14 protein-coding genes and 1 pseudogene are annotated in these 17,252 nt (G+C 67.3%); 14 read left to right on the top strand and 1 reads right to left on the bottom strand.

Annotated features, from left to right (window positions below):
• Positions 1–690, top strand: a pseudogene (locus tag C0541_RS21435) (hypothetical protein); the annotation flags it as partial.
• Positions 691–1,716: 1,026 nt separating this feature from the next.
• Here C0541_RS21435 and C0541_RS17350 read toward each other — a convergent pair.
• A complete protein-coding gene (locus C0541_RS17350) occupies positions 1,717–2,577 on the bottom strand; it encodes a 2OG-Fe(II) oxygenase (protein ID WP_115050232.1) in 861 nt (286 codons plus the stop codon).
• Positions 2,578–2,764: 187 nt separating this feature from the next.
• Between C0541_RS17350 and C0541_RS17345 the strand changes: the two genes are divergently transcribed.
• The 13 genes from C0541_RS17345 (at position 2,765) to gspM (ending at position 17,231) form a co-directional block, all read left to right on the top strand.
• Positions 2,765–4,243 (top strand): hypothetical protein, encoded by a 1,479-nt coding sequence (locus C0541_RS17345; RefSeq protein ID WP_161960116.1) that lies wholly within the window; start codon positions 2,765–2,767, stop codon positions 4,241–4,243.
• Positions 4,244–4,321: 78 nt separating this feature from the next.
• Positions 4,322–6,973, top strand: coding sequence for a TonB-dependent receptor domain-containing protein (locus C0541_RS17340; RefSeq protein ID WP_115050228.1), 2,652 nt, complete (start codon positions 4,322–4,324; stop codon positions 6,971–6,973).
• A gap of 158 nt (positions 6,974–7,131) precedes the next feature.
• Positions 7,132–7,944, top strand: a complete 813-nt coding sequence (locus tag C0541_RS17335) for a type II secretion system protein N (RefSeq protein ID WP_115050226.1) — start codon at positions 7,132–7,134, stop codon at positions 7,942–7,944.
• A complete protein-coding gene (gene gspD / locus C0541_RS17330) occupies positions 7,941–10,022 on the top strand; it encodes a type II secretion system secretin GspD (RefSeq protein ID WP_115050224.1) in 2,082 nt (693 codons plus the stop codon). Before C0541_RS17335 ends, gspD begins: the two co-directional genes overlap by 4 nt.
• A 4-nt stretch (positions 10,023–10,026) precedes the next feature.
• Positions 10,027–11,514, top strand: coding sequence for a type II secretion system ATPase GspE (gspE, locus tag C0541_RS17325; protein ID WP_115050222.1), 1,488 nt, complete (start codon positions 10,027–10,029; stop codon positions 11,512–11,514).
• Positions 11,501–12,697, top strand: a complete 1,197-nt coding sequence (gspF, locus tag C0541_RS17320) for a type II secretion system inner membrane protein GspF (protein ID WP_115050464.1) — start codon at positions 11,501–11,503, stop codon at positions 12,695–12,697. The genes gspE and gspF overlap by 14 nt, the downstream gene beginning before the upstream one ends.
• A gap of 28 nt (positions 12,698–12,725) precedes the next feature.
• Positions 12,726–13,190 (top strand): type II secretion system major pseudopilin GspG, encoded by a 465-nt coding sequence (gspG, locus tag C0541_RS17315; protein ID WP_115050220.1) that lies wholly within the window; start codon positions 12,726–12,728, stop codon positions 13,188–13,190.
• A gap of 27 nt (positions 13,191–13,217) precedes the next feature.
• A complete protein-coding gene (locus tag C0541_RS17310; RefSeq protein WP_115050462.1) occupies positions 13,218–13,700 on the top strand; it encodes a GspH/FimT family pseudopilin in 483 nt (160 codons plus the stop codon).
• Entirely contained in the window at positions 13,684–14,064 is a 381-nt protein-coding gene (gene gspI / locus C0541_RS17305; protein WP_115050218.1) for a type II secretion system minor pseudopilin GspI, read from the top strand. The genes C0541_RS17310 and gspI overlap by 17 nt, the downstream gene beginning before the upstream one ends.
• Positions 14,061–14,684 (top strand): type II secretion system minor pseudopilin GspJ, encoded by a 624-nt coding sequence (gspJ, locus tag C0541_RS17300; RefSeq protein ID WP_115050216.1) that lies wholly within the window; start codon positions 14,061–14,063, stop codon positions 14,682–14,684. The genes gspI and gspJ overlap by 4 nt, the downstream gene beginning before the upstream one ends.
• Positions 14,681–15,673 carry a type II secretion system minor pseudopilin GspK gene (gene gspK, locus C0541_RS17295; RefSeq protein WP_115050214.1) on the top strand — a complete coding sequence of 331 codons (993 nt, stop codon included), beginning with the start codon at positions 14,681–14,683 and terminating at the stop codon, positions 15,671–15,673. The genes gspJ and gspK overlap by 4 nt, the downstream gene beginning before the upstream one ends.
• Positions 15,670–16,758, top strand: a complete 1,089-nt coding sequence (gene gspL / locus C0541_RS17290; protein ID WP_115050212.1) for a type II secretion system protein GspL — start codon at positions 15,670–15,672, stop codon at positions 16,756–16,758. Before gspK ends, gspL begins: the two co-directional genes overlap by 4 nt.
• Positions 16,755–17,231: a type II secretion system protein GspM gene (gene gspM / locus C0541_RS17285; protein WP_115050210.1), complete on the top strand. Its 477-nt coding sequence runs from the start codon at positions 16,755–16,757 to the stop codon at positions 17,229–17,231. The genes gspL and gspM overlap by 4 nt, the downstream gene beginning before the upstream one ends.
• Positions 17,232–17,252: the final 21 nt, after the last annotated feature.

Here is a 17,252-nt window from a genome sequence, read left to right as displayed (position 1 = left end):
CGCCGCACCGACGATCAGAACGGCACCGCCAACGGCCGCCCCAAGCAGCATCACGATGGCGCAATGGACGTCAAGAAGGGCGCCAACTTCGTCACCATCTCCTACTCGGCATTCAAGTCGCACGAGAAGAACAGCCTGATCGGCTCCAGCGACAGCGCCTCCAGCACCGACAGCGGCAAGCTCAAGGTGACCATCCACAACACCTTGTTCGAGAACATTTCCGCACGCGCGCCGCGGGTGCGTTTTGGCCAGGTGCACCTGTACAACAACTACCACGTCGGCAGCACCGGCAATAAGGTCTATCCGTTCTCGCACGCGCATGGCGTGGGCAAGGAGTCGAAGATCTTCTCNGTGCGTTTTGGCCAGGTGCACCTGTACAACAACTACCACGTCGGCAGCACCGGCAATAAGGTCTATCCGTTCTCGCACGCGCATGGCGTGGGCAAGGAGTCGAAGATCTTCTCGGAGGACAATGCGTTCGACATCAGTGGTGTGAGCAGCTGCGACAAGATCGCCGGCGACTACATGGGCAGTGTGTATCGTGACCAGGGCTCGCTGATCAACGGCAAGGCGCTGAATTGCTCGTGGAACAGCAACATCGGCTGGAAGCCGCCGTATACCTATAGCCTGCTGGCCGCCACCAAGGTGGCGGCAGACGTCAAGGCAAAGGCAGGGGCGGGCAAGCTGTAGGCGTCTTCGTTATGCAACGCCGCGATGCGTGCAGCGTTGCACGTCTTCCCATAGCGCCCGCAGCATTGCGGGCGTTGTGCGTTTGCGCACTGTCGTCGATGTTTCGGTGTCCGGCGACATACGCTGTGGCACGTGTGTGCAGCATCACGCTCGTCGGTTCGCAATTGAGCGAATGAAGGAAGCAGGTGCCATGCAAGGACCCGTCGAGAAGGTCGGTACGCATGGAAGAGCAGTGCTCGATGCCTTCGTTCGATCATGAAGCATCGGGTCTACGTCTGATGCAGATCGCACGATAGACAGCTTTTCAGGTGAGCACCGACCAACTGTCTGGTGCGGTGAGGGCACCGCGCACTCGACGCACCGGGCAGTTGATTCAAGCATCCGATCGCGACCAAGCAACCCGACCGGTCCAGGTCTCGACTGTTTGGTACGTTGCGTATTGAGGGCTTGGAACGTGCGGATGGGTTAGCGGTAGAGCAATCGATCTGGTGCCTGGCTGCAGGGCCCTTNCCTTGCCCGCCCACCATCGCGGGACACGCCGCAAGTACGTCCCTGTAGGCTCCGGCGCGGCATCCATGCCGCTCAGGGTCCCGCGACGGCGAGCGGGCAAGGACCAGTCGAGATGGTCGGTACGCAAGGTAAGAGCAGTGCTGGGTGCGCCTCCACCATGAAGCATCGGCTGCATGTCTGATGCGCTCCGTAGTACAGACAGCTTTTTCATATGAGCGCCGACCAACTGTCTGGTGCGGTGTCCTCGCCGGTTGCGGGACCGTGTGGCGGCATGGATGCCGCCACCGCGCCGCCAAGGATGGGNAACTGTCTGGTGCGGTGTCCTCGCCGGTTGCGGGACCGTGTGGCGGCATGGATGCCGCCACCGCGCCGCCAAGGATGGGTTCACGGCGTGTCCCGCAAGTGGTGAGGGCGCTGCGCACTCGACGTACCAGGCTGTTGATGGCGCCTGAGCCTTGGCTGTTGCATCACGATCGTCGATGACCGGGCGATTATGTACGCGTGTGACCGCCGCTCTCAGCCGGGCAGGCGGACTGCGCGCTCGCGCAGCCACTTGGTCGCGACCCATTTTTCGCCGGCCAGTACCGGTGCGCCGGCGTGCAGGCTGCGTGTCATTGGATGCGGGCGGTCGTAGCTGAAGAACACTGCGTTGCCCTTGACTGCGGCCACGTCCAGATGCGCATCGGGAAAGCGCGTGGCGCCGCCGCGTCCGGGCGTGTTGAGGTACATCACCAGCGATGCGACGCGCTGGCCGCCGGCCTGCAGCAACACCGGCGTGCCGGCAGCAGCCGGGTCGAAGTAATCGTAGTGCGGCTGATATTCGGCGCCGGTGGCGTAGCGCAAGACCTGCAGTCCTTCGCCGTGGTCGACCGGCCAGTCGAGCAGGCGTGCGATGCGTGCTTCGATGCGTTGGCACAGCGCATCCTGCCCCAGCTGCAGGCACATGCTGTGGCTGGTGCGCGCGGCATGCACGATCTGCGTGCCGTTGTCGTTGTCCACAGTGCGCGAACGCGCCAGGTGCGGCTGCGCCAGCGCGATCAAGGCATCGCATTCGGCATCGGACAGGAAACCGCCCAGCACCACCACGCGCGGCAGCAACAGGCTGACCAGCACGCGTACCTGACGATCGCCCAGGTCCAGCAGCGAGGCATCGTTGTCCTGCAGTATCGCCGGTACGCGCGCCGGCACCGGCAAGCCATGCGTCTGTGCGTGTTGCCGGATGTGGTTGCGTACCAAAGCCTCGACTGCGTCGATGGCGTCCTGTTCGCTCCAGCCCTGATCCAGCAGCGGCTGTAGCGCCTGTTCGGGCGGATGGCCGGCCAGTGCCTGCGCGATGATCCAGTCGCTCAAGGCGGCGGGGATGGTGGTGGATGTCATGGCCCTACAGTGCATGCCGACGTGTGGCAGCTTTATGTCAAATGTGTCGCGGTAAGACAAATGACACAGACAGCCCCTATAAAAGTGACGGGGATCTTGAACGTGCTCGCCACTGCAGTGAGCGGAACGCCACCAATTCTTGACGACTCCTCTTCATACCGGACCCTTTGACCTGGAGATCAGCCGCATGTCCGTTCGCAACAGCAGCAAGACACTTCTCATGACCTTTGGTACCGCACTGGCGTTGTCTGCCTGCGGTGGTGGTGCCGATCGTGTCGCCTCGCCCGGGGAGGGCGCATTTCCGCCGGCACCGACGCCAGCTCCCGCACCGACGCCGGCGCCCACGCCTGCACCGACGCCGGCTCCGGCTCCGACCGGCCCGGCCGCTGATTGCCCGACCGGTTTTTCCAACGTCGGCACCATCGCCAACAACACGCTGCGCGCCTGCCAGCTGCCGGAGACCATCAACGGCAACCTGGTGGTGCCGGCACGTGCGGGCACGGCGTATTCGATCAGCGGACGTGTCAACGTGGGCACCGACCGCGGCGGCAATGCCATCGCTCCAGCGGCCGGCAGCACGCAGGGCATCCTGACCATCGAACCGGGCGTGACCCTGTTCGGTTCGGCCGGTAGCGACTACATCGTGGTCAACCGCGGCTCGCAGATCTTTGCCGAAGGCAGCGCCACTGCGCCGATCGTGTTCACTGCGCGTCAGGCCCTGGAGGGCCAGGTCAGCGCCAACACCATCGGCCTGTGGGGCGGCATCGTGGTGCTGGGCCGTGCGGCGATCAACAACTGCCCGGGCACCACGGTCTCCGGCACGCCGGAATGCCAGGCCCAGGTCGAAGGCACCAACGCCTTCTACGGCGGTAACAGCGCCACCGACAACAGCGGTTCCCTGCGCTACCTGCGGGTGATGTATTCGGGCTTCGAAATTTCGCCCAACAACGAATTGCAGGGCATCACCCTGGCCGGCGTGGGCAGCGGCACGCGCCTGGACTACGTGCAGATCCACAACAGCTCCGACGACGGCATCGAATGGTTCGGCGGCACGGTCAACGGCAGCCACGTGGTCATCACCGGCGCCGACGACGATTCGCTGGATACCGACGCCGGCTGGAACGGCGCCCTGCAGTTCGGCATCGTGGTGCAGCGCGCCGGCGGCGGCGACCGCATGAACGAGTGGAGCAGCCTGCGCCGTCAGCCGTATTCGCGCCCGAAGGTGGCCAACTTCACCTACGTGGGCAATGCGCGCGCCGGTGCGGCGATCATGCTCAACCAGGGCGCGCAGGCCGCGTTCTACAACTCGGTCGTCACGCGTCCGGCCGGTGGCACCGGTGATGGCCTGGTGTGCTTCAACCTGGCCGATACCGACACGCTCGGGACCTTCAACTCGGTGTTCTTCGCCTGCCCGACCGCCTTCGGCAGTGATGCGCGTGCGGCCACCCAGTTCGCAGCCGGCACCAACAATGTCGCCAATGGCGTCTCCACCTTGCAGAACACCTTCGTCAATGGCGCCAACGAAAGCGCCGTTCCGGCCTTCCAGGGCTTGAACGGGGTGAGCAGCTTCTTCCAGCAGGTGAACTACATCGGTGGCGTGCGCGATGCCAACGACACCTGGTGGCAGGGTTGGACCTGCGGCCTGACCGCCGATCGTCCCTGCTGAGGCACGGCATCGCAAGGCGGCCACACGGCTGTCTTGTGATGCGTCCCGCTTCATCTTTCAGTTGCCAGGGCTCCCACGATGCGAACCTCCGCTGTCGCCCGTCTCTCGCGGACGGGCCTGTCTCTTTCCATTTCCACCTTGCTGTGTTCCGGTGCTGCGCTGGCGCAATCGACCACTACCGATGCCGGCTCCACCACTGGCACCAGCACCACCACCAGTGCGCCCAAGCAACTCGACCAGGTCGTGGTGCGCGGCGAGTACATTCCCGAACCGATGCTGCAGACCTCGGAGGTGGCATCGTTCGTCACCCGTGAGGACATGGAGCGCACCGGCGACAGCAGCGCGGCGGTGGCGCTGACGCGTGTCACCGGGCTGAGCCTGTCGCGCGGCAAGTATGTGTATGTGCGCGGCCTGGGCGAGCGTTATTCGTCGGCCTTGTTCAACGGCTCGCCGTTGCCCAGCCCCGAGCCGATGCAGCGTGTGGTGCCGCTGGATCTGTTCCCCAGCGACGTGCTGGCCAGCGTGACCGTGCAGAAAACCTATTCGGCCGATTATCCGGGCGAATTCGGCGGTGGCGTGATCGATCTGCAATCGATGGCGGTGCCGGACAAACCGTTCCTGTCGCTGACCGTGGGTGGCGGCGTCAACAGCGTCAGCACCGGCGAAAAAGGCCTGACTTACTACGGCTCCGGCGATGACGAGTGGGGCTATGACGACGGCATGCGCAAGCAGCCCGGCGCATTGCGCGACGCGATCCGGAGCGGCCGGCGCGTGGACCTGGGCAGTTTCTCGCGCGAGGACATCCGCCGTATCGGGCGCAGCGTGAACAACGCCAACCTGTACGTGCTGCAGGAAAAGGACAGCATCGCCCCGGACGTCAATGTCGGCGGCAGCGCCGGCTACAGCATGGACGTGGGCGAGGCCAGGCTGGGCATCATCGCGGTAGCCAGCTACGACAACGAGTGGCGCACGCGCACCGGCAAGCAGCAGGACGGCATCTTTGTCGGCGATACGGTCGAGTTCAATTCCAACTACGACTTCGCCACCACCCGCAACAACGTGCGCACCAACGGCATGCTGGGCCTGGGCTGGGAATACGGCCGCCACACCATCGGCTGGACCACCCTGTACGTGCACGATGCCTTGAAGGTGGCGCGCAGCCGCGCCGGCCGCGATGAGCTGGCCGGTTTCGATGTGCGCGACGACAACACCGAGTGGTACGAGCGCCAGCTGATCAACAACCAGCTGCGCGGCACGCACGCGTTCGGCGAGTACGACGATCTCAAGATCGAATGGCGCGCAGCGGTGGCCAATGCCAGCCGCGATGTGCCGTACGAGACCGGCATCCGCTACGAGTTGCTGGATGGCTACTGGGCGCACGATGCCTCGCGCGTGCAGAACTACACCCGCTTCAGCAAGGTCGACGACACCGTGGCCAGCGGCGGGGTGGATGTGACCTGGCGTTTGCCGATCGAGCACGACTTCACCCTCAAGGGCGGTCTGGCCTACCTGGACAACGACCGCAGCGCGTGGAGCCGCGAGTTCCGCTTCCTGGCGCTGGACGGCCCGCTGCCGTTCTACAACCAGTTCCAGCGTGTGGATTACCTGATCTCCGATTACAACCTCAGCAACGATCTGCTGCGCCTGCGCGAGACCACCGGCAGCTTCGGTGCGGCCGCGTACGATGCGACCCTGAAGGTCAAGGCGGCCTATTTGCAGGCCGAGGGCGAGATCGTGCCGACCCTGCGCGCCACCGTCGGTGTGCGTTACGAAGACGCCACCCAGGCGGTGCATCCGTACGACATCTTCACCGGCGTGCGCCAGGACAGCGTGGCGCCGCTGGAGAACAGCTACGCGCTGCCATCGGCCACGGTGACCTGGAACTTTGCCGAGAACCAGCAGCTGCGCTTTGGTGCGTCCAAGACCATCGCGCGCCCGCAGTTCCGCGAGATGGCGCCGCAGCAGTACCTGGACCCGGATATCGACCGCCAGTTCTTCGGCAACCCATTCCTGGTCGATAGCGAGCTGGTCAACCTGGATGCGCGTTACGAGTGGTTCTTCGAGCCGGGTGAGTATTTCACCGTCGGCGCGTTCTACAAGAGCATCGACAAGCCGATCGAGGCCATCGTCAACGATGCACCGGGCGGCGGCATCGTGCAGAGCTTCATCAACGCGCCAGAAGCCACCTTGTACGGCATCGAGCTGGACGCCAAGAAGTATCTGGACCTGCCGATCGCGGCCGACTGGTGGGGTGACAACCGGGTGTTCCTGTCCGGCAACTACACGCGCACCACGTCGGAAGTGAGTGCCAGCGATGGCGACACCGTGCAGCCGTTCGGCTTCACCGCGCCGGTGCAGGCGACCTTGTTCATCCGTGATGGCTCGGCCCTGCAGGGGCAGTCCGACGACATCGCCAACCTGCAGATCGGCGTGGAAAGCGAAAGCACCCACAGCCAGGCCACCTTGATCGCCAACTATGTCGGCGAGCGGGTATCCGCGCGTGGTCGCCCCGGGCAACCGGATTACATCGACAAGCCGGGTACTTCGCTGGATCTGGTGATCAAGAAAGGCCTGGTGTGGTCGGGCAATACGCTGTCGCTGAACTTCGCCGCACGCAATCTGCTCAAAACCCGCTACCAGGAGTACCAGAGCCTGGGCAGCAACCGGGTAGACCTGTACGAGTACCAGCCTGGCGTGACGTATGACCTGAGTGTGACAGCCCGCTTCTGATCCGACGCCCGCTGCCTGTATCGCAAACGCCCGCCCTGCCTCGCATGGCGGGCGTTTTCGTCTGCGGGCGTGTTGCCGTGTGTCGGCCTGTGTCATCACTTTCTTCGAACTGACACATTGCGGCCGCATTCTGTCATCCGACCGCAATCCTGAGACGGATGTCCGCTTTGCAGCGCGTTTTGCCCTCCTTGAAACCCCTGATGTCGGCGCGTGGCCGCAGCGCACTGGCCTGCGTACTGCTCGCCTTGCTCGCGCTGCAGTGCGCGCGCGTGTTGTGGGTGGTGATCGCCCCGATAGGGCCGCTGGGTACCGCCCAGGTCGCCACGCCTGCACAGGCGGAGCTGCCCGCACTGCGCCGCGATGTGTTCCATCGCAGCGTTCCGGAGGCCAGCAGCGACGGCATCGTATTGCATGGTGTCCGCACAGGCGGCACGCAAGCGGCCGCGTTCCTGAGCAGTGGCGATGGCCGACAAGGCGCGTATCGCATCGGCGATGTCGTGGTAGCTGGCGTGACAGTGCAGGCGATCGCGAGCGATCACGTGCTGCTGCGTACCGGTGGTGGCGTGCGACGTCTGGCCTTGGTGGAATCCACCGCGTCTGCGGCAGCCACATCGCCGGCAACGGCCGCGCCCGCAGCAGCGGGCGGCGCACCTGCGGTGACGTCGAATGTCGGCACTGCGGCTGGCACGGCCACGGCGGCGGCCGTCGACCCGCAACAACTGCTCACCACCGCCGGCCTGCGTGCAAGCGAAGACGGCAGCGGCTTTACCGTGATGCCGCGCGGCGATGGCGCACTGCTGCGCCAGGCCGGCCTGGCACCGGGCGATGTGCTGACCCAACTCAATGGCCGCACGCTCGATGCCGAACACCTGCGCGAGCTGCAGGACGAACTGCGCGATGGCCAGGCGGCCACGCTGACCTACCGCCGCGATGGCCAGACCCACACCATGACCCTGAAGCGCCCGCAATGACTGCTGTCCGCCCCGCATGGCTGCTTTCGGCCACCTTGTTGCTCGCACTGCCGGCGTTGCCGATGGTATCGCTGCATGCTGCCGATGCACCGGTCGTGCGCCTGCAGGACGTGGACCTGCGTGCCTTCATCCAGGATGTGTCGCGTGCCACCGGCATCACCTTCATCGTGGACACGCGCGTGCAGGGCACGGTCAACGTGGCGCGTGCGCAGGCAATGTCGGAACAGGACCTGCTCGGCATGCTGCTGGCGGTCTTGCGTGCCAATGGCTTGATTGCGGTGTCCAGCGGGCCGTCGACCTATCGCATCATTCCCGACGATACCGCTGCGCAACAGCCCGGCAGCGCGGCCAATGGCAACCTGGGTTTCGCCACGCAGGTGTTCACCCTGCAACGCGTGGATGCACGCAGCGCTGCGGAGATTCTCAAGCCGCTGATCGGCCGTGGCGGCGTGATCATGGCGATGCCGCAGGGCAACAGCCTGTTGATTGCCGACTATGCCGACAACCTGCGCCGCGTGCGTGGCCTGGTCGCGCAGATCGACGCCGATCGTGCGGCAATCGACACGGTGAGCTTGCGCAATAGTTCCGCGCAGGAACTGGCGCGCACGCTGACCTCGCTGTTCGGGCAGGCCGGCGAACGCAGCAACGTGCTGTCGGTGTTGCCGGTGGACAGCAGCAATTCCCTGATCGTGCGTGGCGATCCGGCACTGGTGCAGCGCGTGGTACGCACCGCGGTGGATCTGGATGGGCGCGCCGAACGGCGCGGCGATGTCAGCGTGGTGCGCCTGCAGCACGCCAGCGCCGAGCAATTGCTGCCGGTGTTGCAGCAACTGGTCGGGCAGACCCCGGGCAACGAGGCGCAGCCCGGGCAGGACACGCGCTCCAACGCGGTGGATGTGGCCGCCGCTGCTGCGGGCGCTGCACAGGCGCAGGTGATCACACCGGCCGCCGGCAAGCGCCCGGTGATCGTGCGCTACCCCGGTTCCAATGCCCTGATCATCAATGCCGACCCGGAAACCCAGCGTGCGCTGATGGACGTGATCCGCCAGCTGGACGTGCATCGCGAGCAGGTGCTGGTCGAGGCGATCGTGGTGGAAATCTCCGACACCGCCGCCAAGCGGCTGGGCGTGCAGCTGCTGCTGGCCGGCCGTAATGGCACGGTGCCGTTGATCGCCACGCAGTACAGCGGCGCGTCGCCGGGCATCGTGCCGCTGGCCGTTGCGGCGGCCGGCACGCGCAGCAACAACGGCGAAAAGGATCCGCTGCTGGAACAGGCGCGCAATGTGGCCGCGCAATCGCTGCTGGGCCTGAGCGGTGGCCTGATCGGGTTGGCCGGGCAAAGCAACGATGCGGTGTTCGGCATGATCATCGATGCGGTCAAGAGCGACACCGGCTCCAACCTGCTGTCCACCCCGTCGATCATGACCCTGGACAACGAGCAGGCGCGCATCCTGGTCGGCCAGGAAGTGCCGATCACCACCGGCGAAGTGCTGGGCGCGGCCAACGACAACCCGTTCCGCACCATCCAGCGCCAGGACGTGGGCGTGGAGCTGGAAGTGCGGCCGCAGATCAATACCGCCGGCGGCATCACCCTGGCGATCAAGCAGGAAGTCTCGGCCATTGCCGGGCCGGTCAGCGCGCAGTCGTCGGAGCTGGTGTTCAACAAGCGCCAGATCGAGACCCGCGTGGTGGTGGAAAACGGCGCCATCGTCGCGCTCGGCGGCCTGCTCGACCAGAACGACCGGCAGACCGTGGAGAAGGTGCCGCTGCTGGGCGATGTGCCCGGGCTGGGCGCGCTGTTCCGGCACAAGTCGCGCAACCGCGACAAGACCAACCTGATGGTGTTCATCCGCCCGACCATCATCCGCGACGCGGCCGATGCGCAGCGCATGACCGCACCGCGCTACAGCTACCTGCGCGATCGCCAGCTGGCCGATGGCGACCCGGAAGCGGCGCTCGATGCACTGGTGCGCGACTACCTGCACGCGCAGCCGCCGCAGCTGCCGGCGGCGCCATCGCCAGCCGTGCCGGCGCCGGCAACGACGCCGGCGCCCGGCGCGCGTCCCGTGCAGCGCTGATGCCATGAACACTGCGCGCGCCAGCATTTCCTATGCGTTCGCCAAGCGCCACGGCGTGGTGCTGCTCGGTAGCGACAGCGCCGCGCAGATCGGCCTGCGCGAAGGCGGCGAGGTGCAGGCCCTGATCGAGCTGCGGCGTGCGCTGGGCCTGCCCTTGCAGGTACGCACGCTGGCACCGTCGGTGTTCGACCGGCACCTGTCGGAGATCTACGCCGATGCCGGCATGGAGCAGGGTGTGCAGGTCGAGGCGCTGGACCTGCACGGCAGCCTGGATGCGTTGATCGACGACATCCCCACTGCCGATCTGCTCGACAGCCAGGACGATGCACCGATCATCCGCCTGATCAACGGCATCATTGCCGAGGCCGCGCGCCTGGGCGCTTCGGACGTGCATCTGGAATCCTACGAATCGCGGCTGCGCGTGCGGCTGCGCGTGGATGGGGTGATGCGCGAAGCGGCCACCTTGCCCGGGCGCATCGCGCCGCTGCTGGTGTCGCGCGTCAAGGTGATGGCACGGCTGGACATCGCCGAAAAACGCATCCCGCAGGATGGCCGCGTGTCGCTGGCGATGGGCGCCAAGGCACTGGACGTGCGCGTGTCCACGCTGCCCACGCGCAGCAGCGAGCGGGTGGTGCTGCGCATCCTGGACAAGGAGCAGGGCACCTTGTCGCTGGCCCAGTTGGGCATGCCGCCGGCGGCGATGCACACGGTGCAGCGCGCCCTGCAGGTGCCCAACGGCATCGTGCTGGTGACCGGGCCGACCGGCTCGGGCAAGACCACCACGCTGTATGCGGCGCTGAGCCTGCTCAACGATGGCTCGCGCAACATCCTCACGGTGGAGGACCCGGTGGAATACGCCATCGACGGCGTCGGCCAGACCCAGGTCAACGCGCGTGTCGGCATGACCTTCGCGGCCGGCTTGCGCGCCATCCTGCGCCAGGATCCGGACGTGGTGATGATCGGCGAGATCCGCGACACCGAGACCGCGCAGATCGCCGTGCAGGCCAGTCTGACCGGTCACCTGGTGCTGTCCACCGTGCACACCAACGATGCGGTGGGCGCGGTCACGCGCCTGCGCGACATGGGCATCGAACCGTTCCTGCTCGCATCGAGCCTGCGGCTGATCCTGGCGCAACGGCTGGTGCGACGCCTGTGCACGCAGTGCCGCGTGCCGCATCCGCTGGATGCCGCGACGCGCCAGATGCTGCAGGCGCCGGATGACGCAATCATCTACACCGCAGTGGGTTGCCCGGTCTGCCATCACAGCGGTTACGCCGGGCGCGTGGGCATCTACGAAGCCATCGCCGTGGATGATGCGATGCGTCGGCTGATCGGCGACAACGCCGATGAGGATGCCCTGGCGGCGGTGGCCTTCGCCCGCGCGCCGCGCCTGGGCGATGCCGCACGTACGGCGGTGCTGCAAGGCCTCACCACGCTGGAAGAAGCGCTGCGGGTGACCCGCCAGCAGGACGATGCGCATGCCGCGGTTTGACTACACCGTGCTCGATCTGCACGGGCATCGCCGCCAGGGCGTGATCACCGCCGACTCGGCGCAGAAGGCGCGTGCGCAACTGGAGCAGCGGCAGTGGCTGCCGGTGCGCGTGGAGGCGGCGGTGGCGGCCAGCAGCGTGCGTCCGGCGCGTTTTGGCGGCAAGGACCTGGTGCTGTTCACCCGCCAGCTGGCCACGCTGGTGGAGACCGCACCGCTGGAGGAAGCGCTGCGCACCATCGGCACGCAGTCCGAGCGTCGCGGCGTGCGCCGGGTCACCGGCCAGACGCATGGGCTGGTGGTCGAAGGCTTTCGCCTGTCGGACGCGATGGCGCGCCAGGGCAGTGCGTTTCCGCCGTTGTATCGGGCGATGGTGGCCGCCGGCGAAAGCGCCGGCGCGTTGCCGCAGGTGCTCGAGCGCCTGGCCGATCTGCTGGAGCGGCAGGCACAGGTGCGCAGCAAGCTGCAGTCCGCGCTGGTCTATCCGGCCGCGTTGGCCCTGACCGCCGGTGCGGTGGTCATCGTGCTGATGACCTTCGTGGTGCCCAAGGTGGTGGATCAGTTCGATTCGATGGGGCGCGCATTGCCACTGCTGACGCGCATGGTGATCGGCGTGTCCAACTTCCTGCTGCATGCGGGCATTCCGCTGCTGGCGGCACTGGTCATTGCGGTGATCGGCGCATTGCGCCTGCTCAAGCGCCCGCAGCTGCGCCTGGCGGCCGACCGCGCGGTGCTGCGGGCGCCCTTGCTCGGCCGGCTGATCCGCGACCTGCACGCCGCACGCATGGCACGCACGCTGGCGATCATGGTCAACAGCGGGCTGCCGCTGATGGAAGGCCTGATGATCGCCGCGCGCACCGTCGACAACCGCGCACTGCGACTGGCCACCGACAGCATGGTCACCGCGATCCGCGAGGGCGGCAGCCTGGCCGCGGCAATGAAGCGCGCCGGCGTGTTTCCACCGACGCTGCTGTACATGGCCTCCAGCGGCGAAAACAGCGGGCGCCTGGCGCCGATGCTGGAACGTGCCGCCGATTATCTGGAGCGCGAGTTCGCCTCGTTCACCACCGCGGCGATGAGCCTGCTGGAGCCGGCCATCATCGTGCTGCTCGGCGGGGTGGTGGCGGTGATCGTGCTGTCGATCCTGCTGCCCATCCTGCAATTCAACACCCTCGCGCTTGGTTGAGCGCGGCCGCTTATCCCTGGAGATCCTCATGCAGTCCATCCGTCACCGCCATCGTCCTTGCTCGCTGTCCTCGCAAGCGCGAACGCGCGGCTTCACCCTGGTCGAGTTGATGGTGGTCATCGTCATCATCGGCCTGCTGGCCACGGTGGTGATGATCAACGTGATGCCCAGCCAGGACCGCGCCATGGTCGAGAAAGCGCGCGCCGACGTGGCTGTGCTGGAACAGGCACTGGAAACCTATCGCCTGGACAACCTCAGCTACCCGGGCACTGAACAGGGCCTGCAGGCCTTGCTCACCGCGCCAAGCGGCCTGACCCGGCCGGAGCGCTATCGCCAGGGCGGCTATATCCGCCGCCTGCCCGAGGATCCGTGGGGCCACGCCTACCAGTACCGTCGCCCGGGCCGCAACGGTGGCTTCGACGTGTATTCGTTCGGTGCCGATGGCGCCGAAGGCGGCGACGCCGACAATGCCGATATCGGCAACTGGCGCTGAGGCGCGGCAGTGTTCGCGCAAGCCGTCATGGCAAGGCACTCATGGGCATGCGCGTCGCGGGCGCAGGCGCGCGGCTTCACCTTGCTCGAGTTGCTGGCGGTCCTGGTGATCACTGCAGTCGCCAGCACCCTGGTGGTGCTGACCTTGCCGGATACGCGGCGCGAGCTGCACGACCAGGCCGATGCATTGGCCAGTGCCCTGGGCCATGCACGCGACGAGGCGATCCTGAGCCTGCGCATGGTCGAGGTGCGGGTGGATGCGGGCGGTTATGCATTCAGACGGCAGGCGCAGCAACGCTGGGTGGCGCTGGATGAAAAACCGTTCGCCGCGATGCGTTGGCCTACCGGCGTGCACGCGCAGTTGCCGGTGGGCGGGACGCAGGTGAGCGTGCGCTTCGACCCCACCGGTGCGGCCACGCCGCAACGCATCGCGCTGGCCGACGGCCAGCAACAGCTGCAGGTCGTGGTGGACGCCACCGGCATGGTACGGGTCGATGCGCCACGGCCGTGATCCCCGTGCCTGCGCCGGGTTCTCGCTGCTCGAACTGATGGTCGCGCTGGCGATCTTCGGCATGGCCGTGGTCGGTCTGTTGAACGTGTCCGGCGAAAGCACGCGTACCGCGGTGGTGCTGGAAGAGCGTGCGCTGGCCGCGGTGGTGGCGGAAAACCAGGCGATCGACGCGATGCTCGCGCCCACCGCCGCAGCACTGGCACCGGCCAACGGGCAGGAAACCCTGGGCGGACGCAGCTGGGACTGGCAGCGCACGTCGATGCCGGCCGGCAGTACCGGCATCGTGCGCATCCAGGTGCAGGTGCGCGCCGCAGCGCAGGCGCAGGAAGTCGCCAGCCTCAGCGTCTTGCGGAGCGCCGAATGATCCGCACACCTCGCAGCGCAGCGGGCAGTCGTGGCAGCGCGGGCGTCACCTTGATCGAGCTGCTGGTCGCCCTGGTGGTGTTCGCGCTGGTGGCAGTGGCGGCGGTGGTGGTGATGCGGCAGAGCATCGACCAGCGCGATGCCGTGCGTGCGCGCCTGCAGCAGGTGCGCGAATTCCAGCTTGCCCATGGCCTGCTGCGCAGCGACCTGCAACAGGCCGCAGTGCGGCGCACGCGCAACAGCGAGGGCGGCGCTGCACGCACCGCGTTCGTCGCAAGCCCGCCCGGTGTGCCGGGGCCGCTGTTCGGTTTTGTGCGACGCGGCTGGAGCAATCCGGATCAGGCGCCGCGCGCGTCCTTGCAGTACGTGGAATACCGCCTGGTCGACGGACGCCTGGAGCGCAGCGCACGCCCCGCGCTCGACGGTGCAGTTGCTGGCACGCCGCAGGTGGTGTTGCATGGGGTGCGCTCGGCGGTGGTGGGGTTCCACTATCGCGCGCAGTGGAGCGATGGCTGGAGTGGCGGGCTGGACGCGCTGCCGGATGCGATCTCGCTGGAGCTGGACCTGGAGCAATGGGGCCGCGTGCGCCAGGTGTTCCTGCTGCCGGAGGGGCGCGGATGACGGCCTTGAACGCACCCAGGCAGCAACGCGGCGTCGCACTGCTGACGGTACTGTTGCTGGTGGCGGTGATGACGCTGCTGATGGTCGCGGTGCTGGACGATCTGCGCTTTGGCCTGCGCCGCAGCGGCAACGGCGAGGCGATGATGCAGGCGCAGTGGTATGCGCTGGGTACCGAAACCGTTGCGCGCGCGCGCCTGCAGGCACTGGCCAGGCGCGACCCGATGCGCACCACGCTGGAAGGCGGCTGGAACGATCAGCCGATCGTCTTCCCGCTGGACGACGGCACGGTGAGCGTGCGCCTGCGCGATCGCGGCGGCTGCTTCAATCTCAACAGCGTGGTCGCCGGTGCGCCGGAGCAATGGCAGCGCAGCGACGACGGCGCAGGCCAATACCGCGCCTTGCTGGACGTGCTGGGCATCGCACCGCAACAGGCACAGGCGCTGACCGATGCGCTGGTGGACTGGATCGACAGCGACAGCCAACCCGGCGCACAGGGGGCCGAAGACGCGCACTATCTGCAGTCGGCAGTGTCACTACGCACCGGGGCGACCCTGCTGGCCGGCGTCGGCGAACTGCGCGCCATCGCCGGCTACACGCCACAGCTGATCGCGCAGTTGCGGCCATATGTGTGTGCATTGCCGGAGGCGCGGCTGTCGCCGATCAATATCAATACGCTGCGCCTGGAAGATGCGCCGGTCCTGGTGGCACTGACCGACGGCGCTCTGGAATTGCCGGCCGCGCGTCGCGTCATCGCCGCGCGGCCGGCCGCAGGATGGCGCGACGCCAGGGCGTTCCTGAGCCAGCCAGCGCTGATCCAGGCCGAGCCTTCCAATGCGGTGCTGGAACAGATCGTATTACGCACCCGTTACTTCTCGCTCTACAGCCAGGTCGACCATGCCGGCGCGCAGGTGATGCTGGATGCCCTGCTGCAACAAGACCCTGCCGGGCGCGTGCGGCTGGTGGCGCGTCAATGGAGTTCCGACGAATGAGTACCAGCCTGTTGTTGCTGCCCGCCGATGTCACTGCGCAGGCGATCGCCGTGCGCGTGGATGCGCAGGGCCAGGTGCAGTCGCAGCGCCCGGCCGGCGCGCCGTATGAACCGTCCGCGCGCACCGTGCTGGTGGTGCCGGGCGTGGATGTACATCTGCGCTGGCTGCGCCTGCCCGGCCGCAGCATCGCGCAATCGGTCGCGGCTGCACGCCTGCAACTGGCCGAGCACCTGGCGGTCGAGACGCCGGCCCTGCATGTGGTGATCGCCGATCGCGTCGAGGCCGATGGCACGCATCTGGTCGCCGCGGTGGACAACGCGGTGATGCAGCAGTGGCTGGCGCGCGCAGCGCAGCTGGGTGTCGTCCCCGACGCGGTGGTGCCCGATTGCCTGTTGCTGGAGCCTGGCGCGGACGCTGTGGCAGCGGTGATGCACTGGGATGGCCGCTGGCTGATCCGCGGCGCAGGGCTGGCCTGCAGCCTGGAGCCGGAGGCCGCGCGCATGCTGCTGGGCGAGCGCGCGCCGGCACCGCCGCCGGCACCTGACACCGCGCAAGCCATTGCCGGCTTTGCGCGATGCGCCACGCGCGCGCCGATCAACCTGCTGCAGCACGCATTCGCCGCAAGGCCGGCCGCTGCACAGACGGTCACTGCGCGCCGTCTTGCGCTGCTGGCCGCGCTGGTGCTGCTGTCGCCGCTGGTGCTGCTGCTGGCGCAGACACTGCGCCACGAACTCGGCGCGCGCCTGCTGCAATCGCGCGCCGCTACGCAATTGGGCGTGCGCGATGTGGCGGCGGTACCGGCCGCGTTGCAGGCACGCCGGCACGCGGGTGCGGCCGCCGATGCCCTGGCCGTGCAGCTCGGCAGCCTGTTCGCAGCGGTCGATGCCGTTCCGGCGGCGGAACTGGATCAGCTCGACTACCACGCCGCGCAGCCGCTGCGCGGCACGCTGTTGCACAGCGATGCTGCAAGCCTGCAGCAGCTGTCCGCGCGGCTGGCCGAGGCAGGATGGCAACTGCAGCCGGGCAGTAGCCAGACCGAAGATGATCGCGTGCGGACACCGTTCGCACTGGAGCCAGTGCGATGAATGCACGCCTGCAACGCAGCACGCAGTGGTGGCAGGCGCGTGCGCCGCGCGAGCGGCTGATGCTGGGCGTGATGTGCGCCGCGCTGGCCGCATTTGTCGGCTGGTACGCGCTCTACACCCTGTTGCGGCACTGGCACGCCCAGGCGCAGGCGCGCCATGCCACTGCGGCGCAGTGGGTCCTGGACGCCTCTGCGCAGGCATCGGCAAGAAAGCCCGCCACCGCGCCGGGCACCGCGGCATTGGCCGAGCGCATTGCCAGCAGTGCACGCGATGCCGGCGTCCGCATCACCTCGCAGCAGCGCAATGCAGCGGGCGGGGTGGACGTGCAGGTCGATGCGGTCAGTGCCGTCACCTTGTTCGGCTGGCTGGAGCGGCTGCGCCAGGCGCAGGGCCTGGCGCCGACCCAGCTGCGCATCGTGCGCGACCAGGGCCAACTGCGGGTACGCTGCGGGTTTGCGGAGCCTGCACCGTGACGCGCCTGCGCTGGATCCTGG

The sequence above is a fragment of the Xanthomonas arboricola genome, from assembly GCF_003353015.1.
Classification (GTDB): domain Bacteria; phylum Pseudomonadota; class Gammaproteobacteria; order Xanthomonadales; family Xanthomonadaceae; genus Xanthomonas; species Xanthomonas arboricola_E.
Note: the sequence above shows the minus strand (reverse complement) of the source record. Positions and strands in the feature narration are given on the sequence as shown.

Excerpts from the sequence above, each read along its gene's own strand:
- gspJ (WP_115050216.1), top strand. The coding sequence starts at position 14,061 with ATGATCCGCACACCTCGCAGCGCAGCGGGCAGTCGTGGCAGCGCGGGC.
- C0541_RS17340 (WP_115050228.1), top strand. The coding sequence starts at position 4,322 with ATGCGAACCTCCGCTGTCGCCCGTCTCTCGCGGACGGGCCTGTCTCTT.
- gspF (WP_115050464.1), top strand. The coding sequence starts at position 11,501 with ATGCCGCGGTTTGACTACACCGTGCTCGATCTGCACGGGCATCGCCGC.
- gspI (WP_115050218.1), top strand. The coding sequence starts at position 13,684 with ATGCGCCACGGCCGTGATCCCCGTGCCTGCGCCGGGTTCTCGCTGCTC.
- gspD (WP_115050224.1), top strand. The coding sequence starts at position 7,941 with ATGACTGCTGTCCGCCCCGCATGGCTGCTTTCGGCCACCTTGTTGCTC.
- C0541_RS17335 (WP_115050226.1), top strand. The coding sequence starts at position 7,132 with ATGTCCGCTTTGCAGCGCGTTTTGCCCTCCTTGAAACCCCTGATGTCG.
- C0541_RS17345 (WP_161960116.1), top strand. The coding sequence starts at position 2,765 with ATGTCCGTTCGCAACAGCAGCAAGACACTTCTCATGACCTTTGGTACC.
- C0541_RS17310 (WP_115050462.1), top strand. The coding sequence starts at position 13,218 with ATGGCAAGGCACTCATGGGCATGCGCGTCGCGGGCGCAGGCGCGCGGC.
- C0541_RS17350 (WP_115050232.1), bottom strand. The coding sequence starts at position 2,577 with ATGACATCCACCACCATCCCCGCCGCCTTGAGCGACTGGATCATCGCG.
- gspG (WP_115050220.1), top strand. The coding sequence starts at position 12,726 with ATGCAGTCCATCCGTCACCGCCATCGTCCTTGCTCGCTGTCCTCGCAA.
- gspM (WP_115050210.1), top strand. The coding sequence starts at position 16,755 with ATGAATGCACGCCTGCAACGCAGCACGCAGTGGTGGCAGGCGCGTGCG.
- gspL (WP_115050212.1), top strand. The coding sequence starts at position 15,670 with ATGAGTACCAGCCTGTTGTTGCTGCCCGCCGATGTCACTGCGCAGGCG.
- gspK (WP_115050214.1), top strand. The coding sequence starts at position 14,681 with ATGACGGCCTTGAACGCACCCAGGCAGCAACGCGGCGTCGCACTGCTG.
- gspE (WP_115050222.1), top strand. The coding sequence starts at position 10,027 with ATGAACACTGCGCGCGCCAGCATTTCCTATGCGTTCGCCAAGCGCCAC.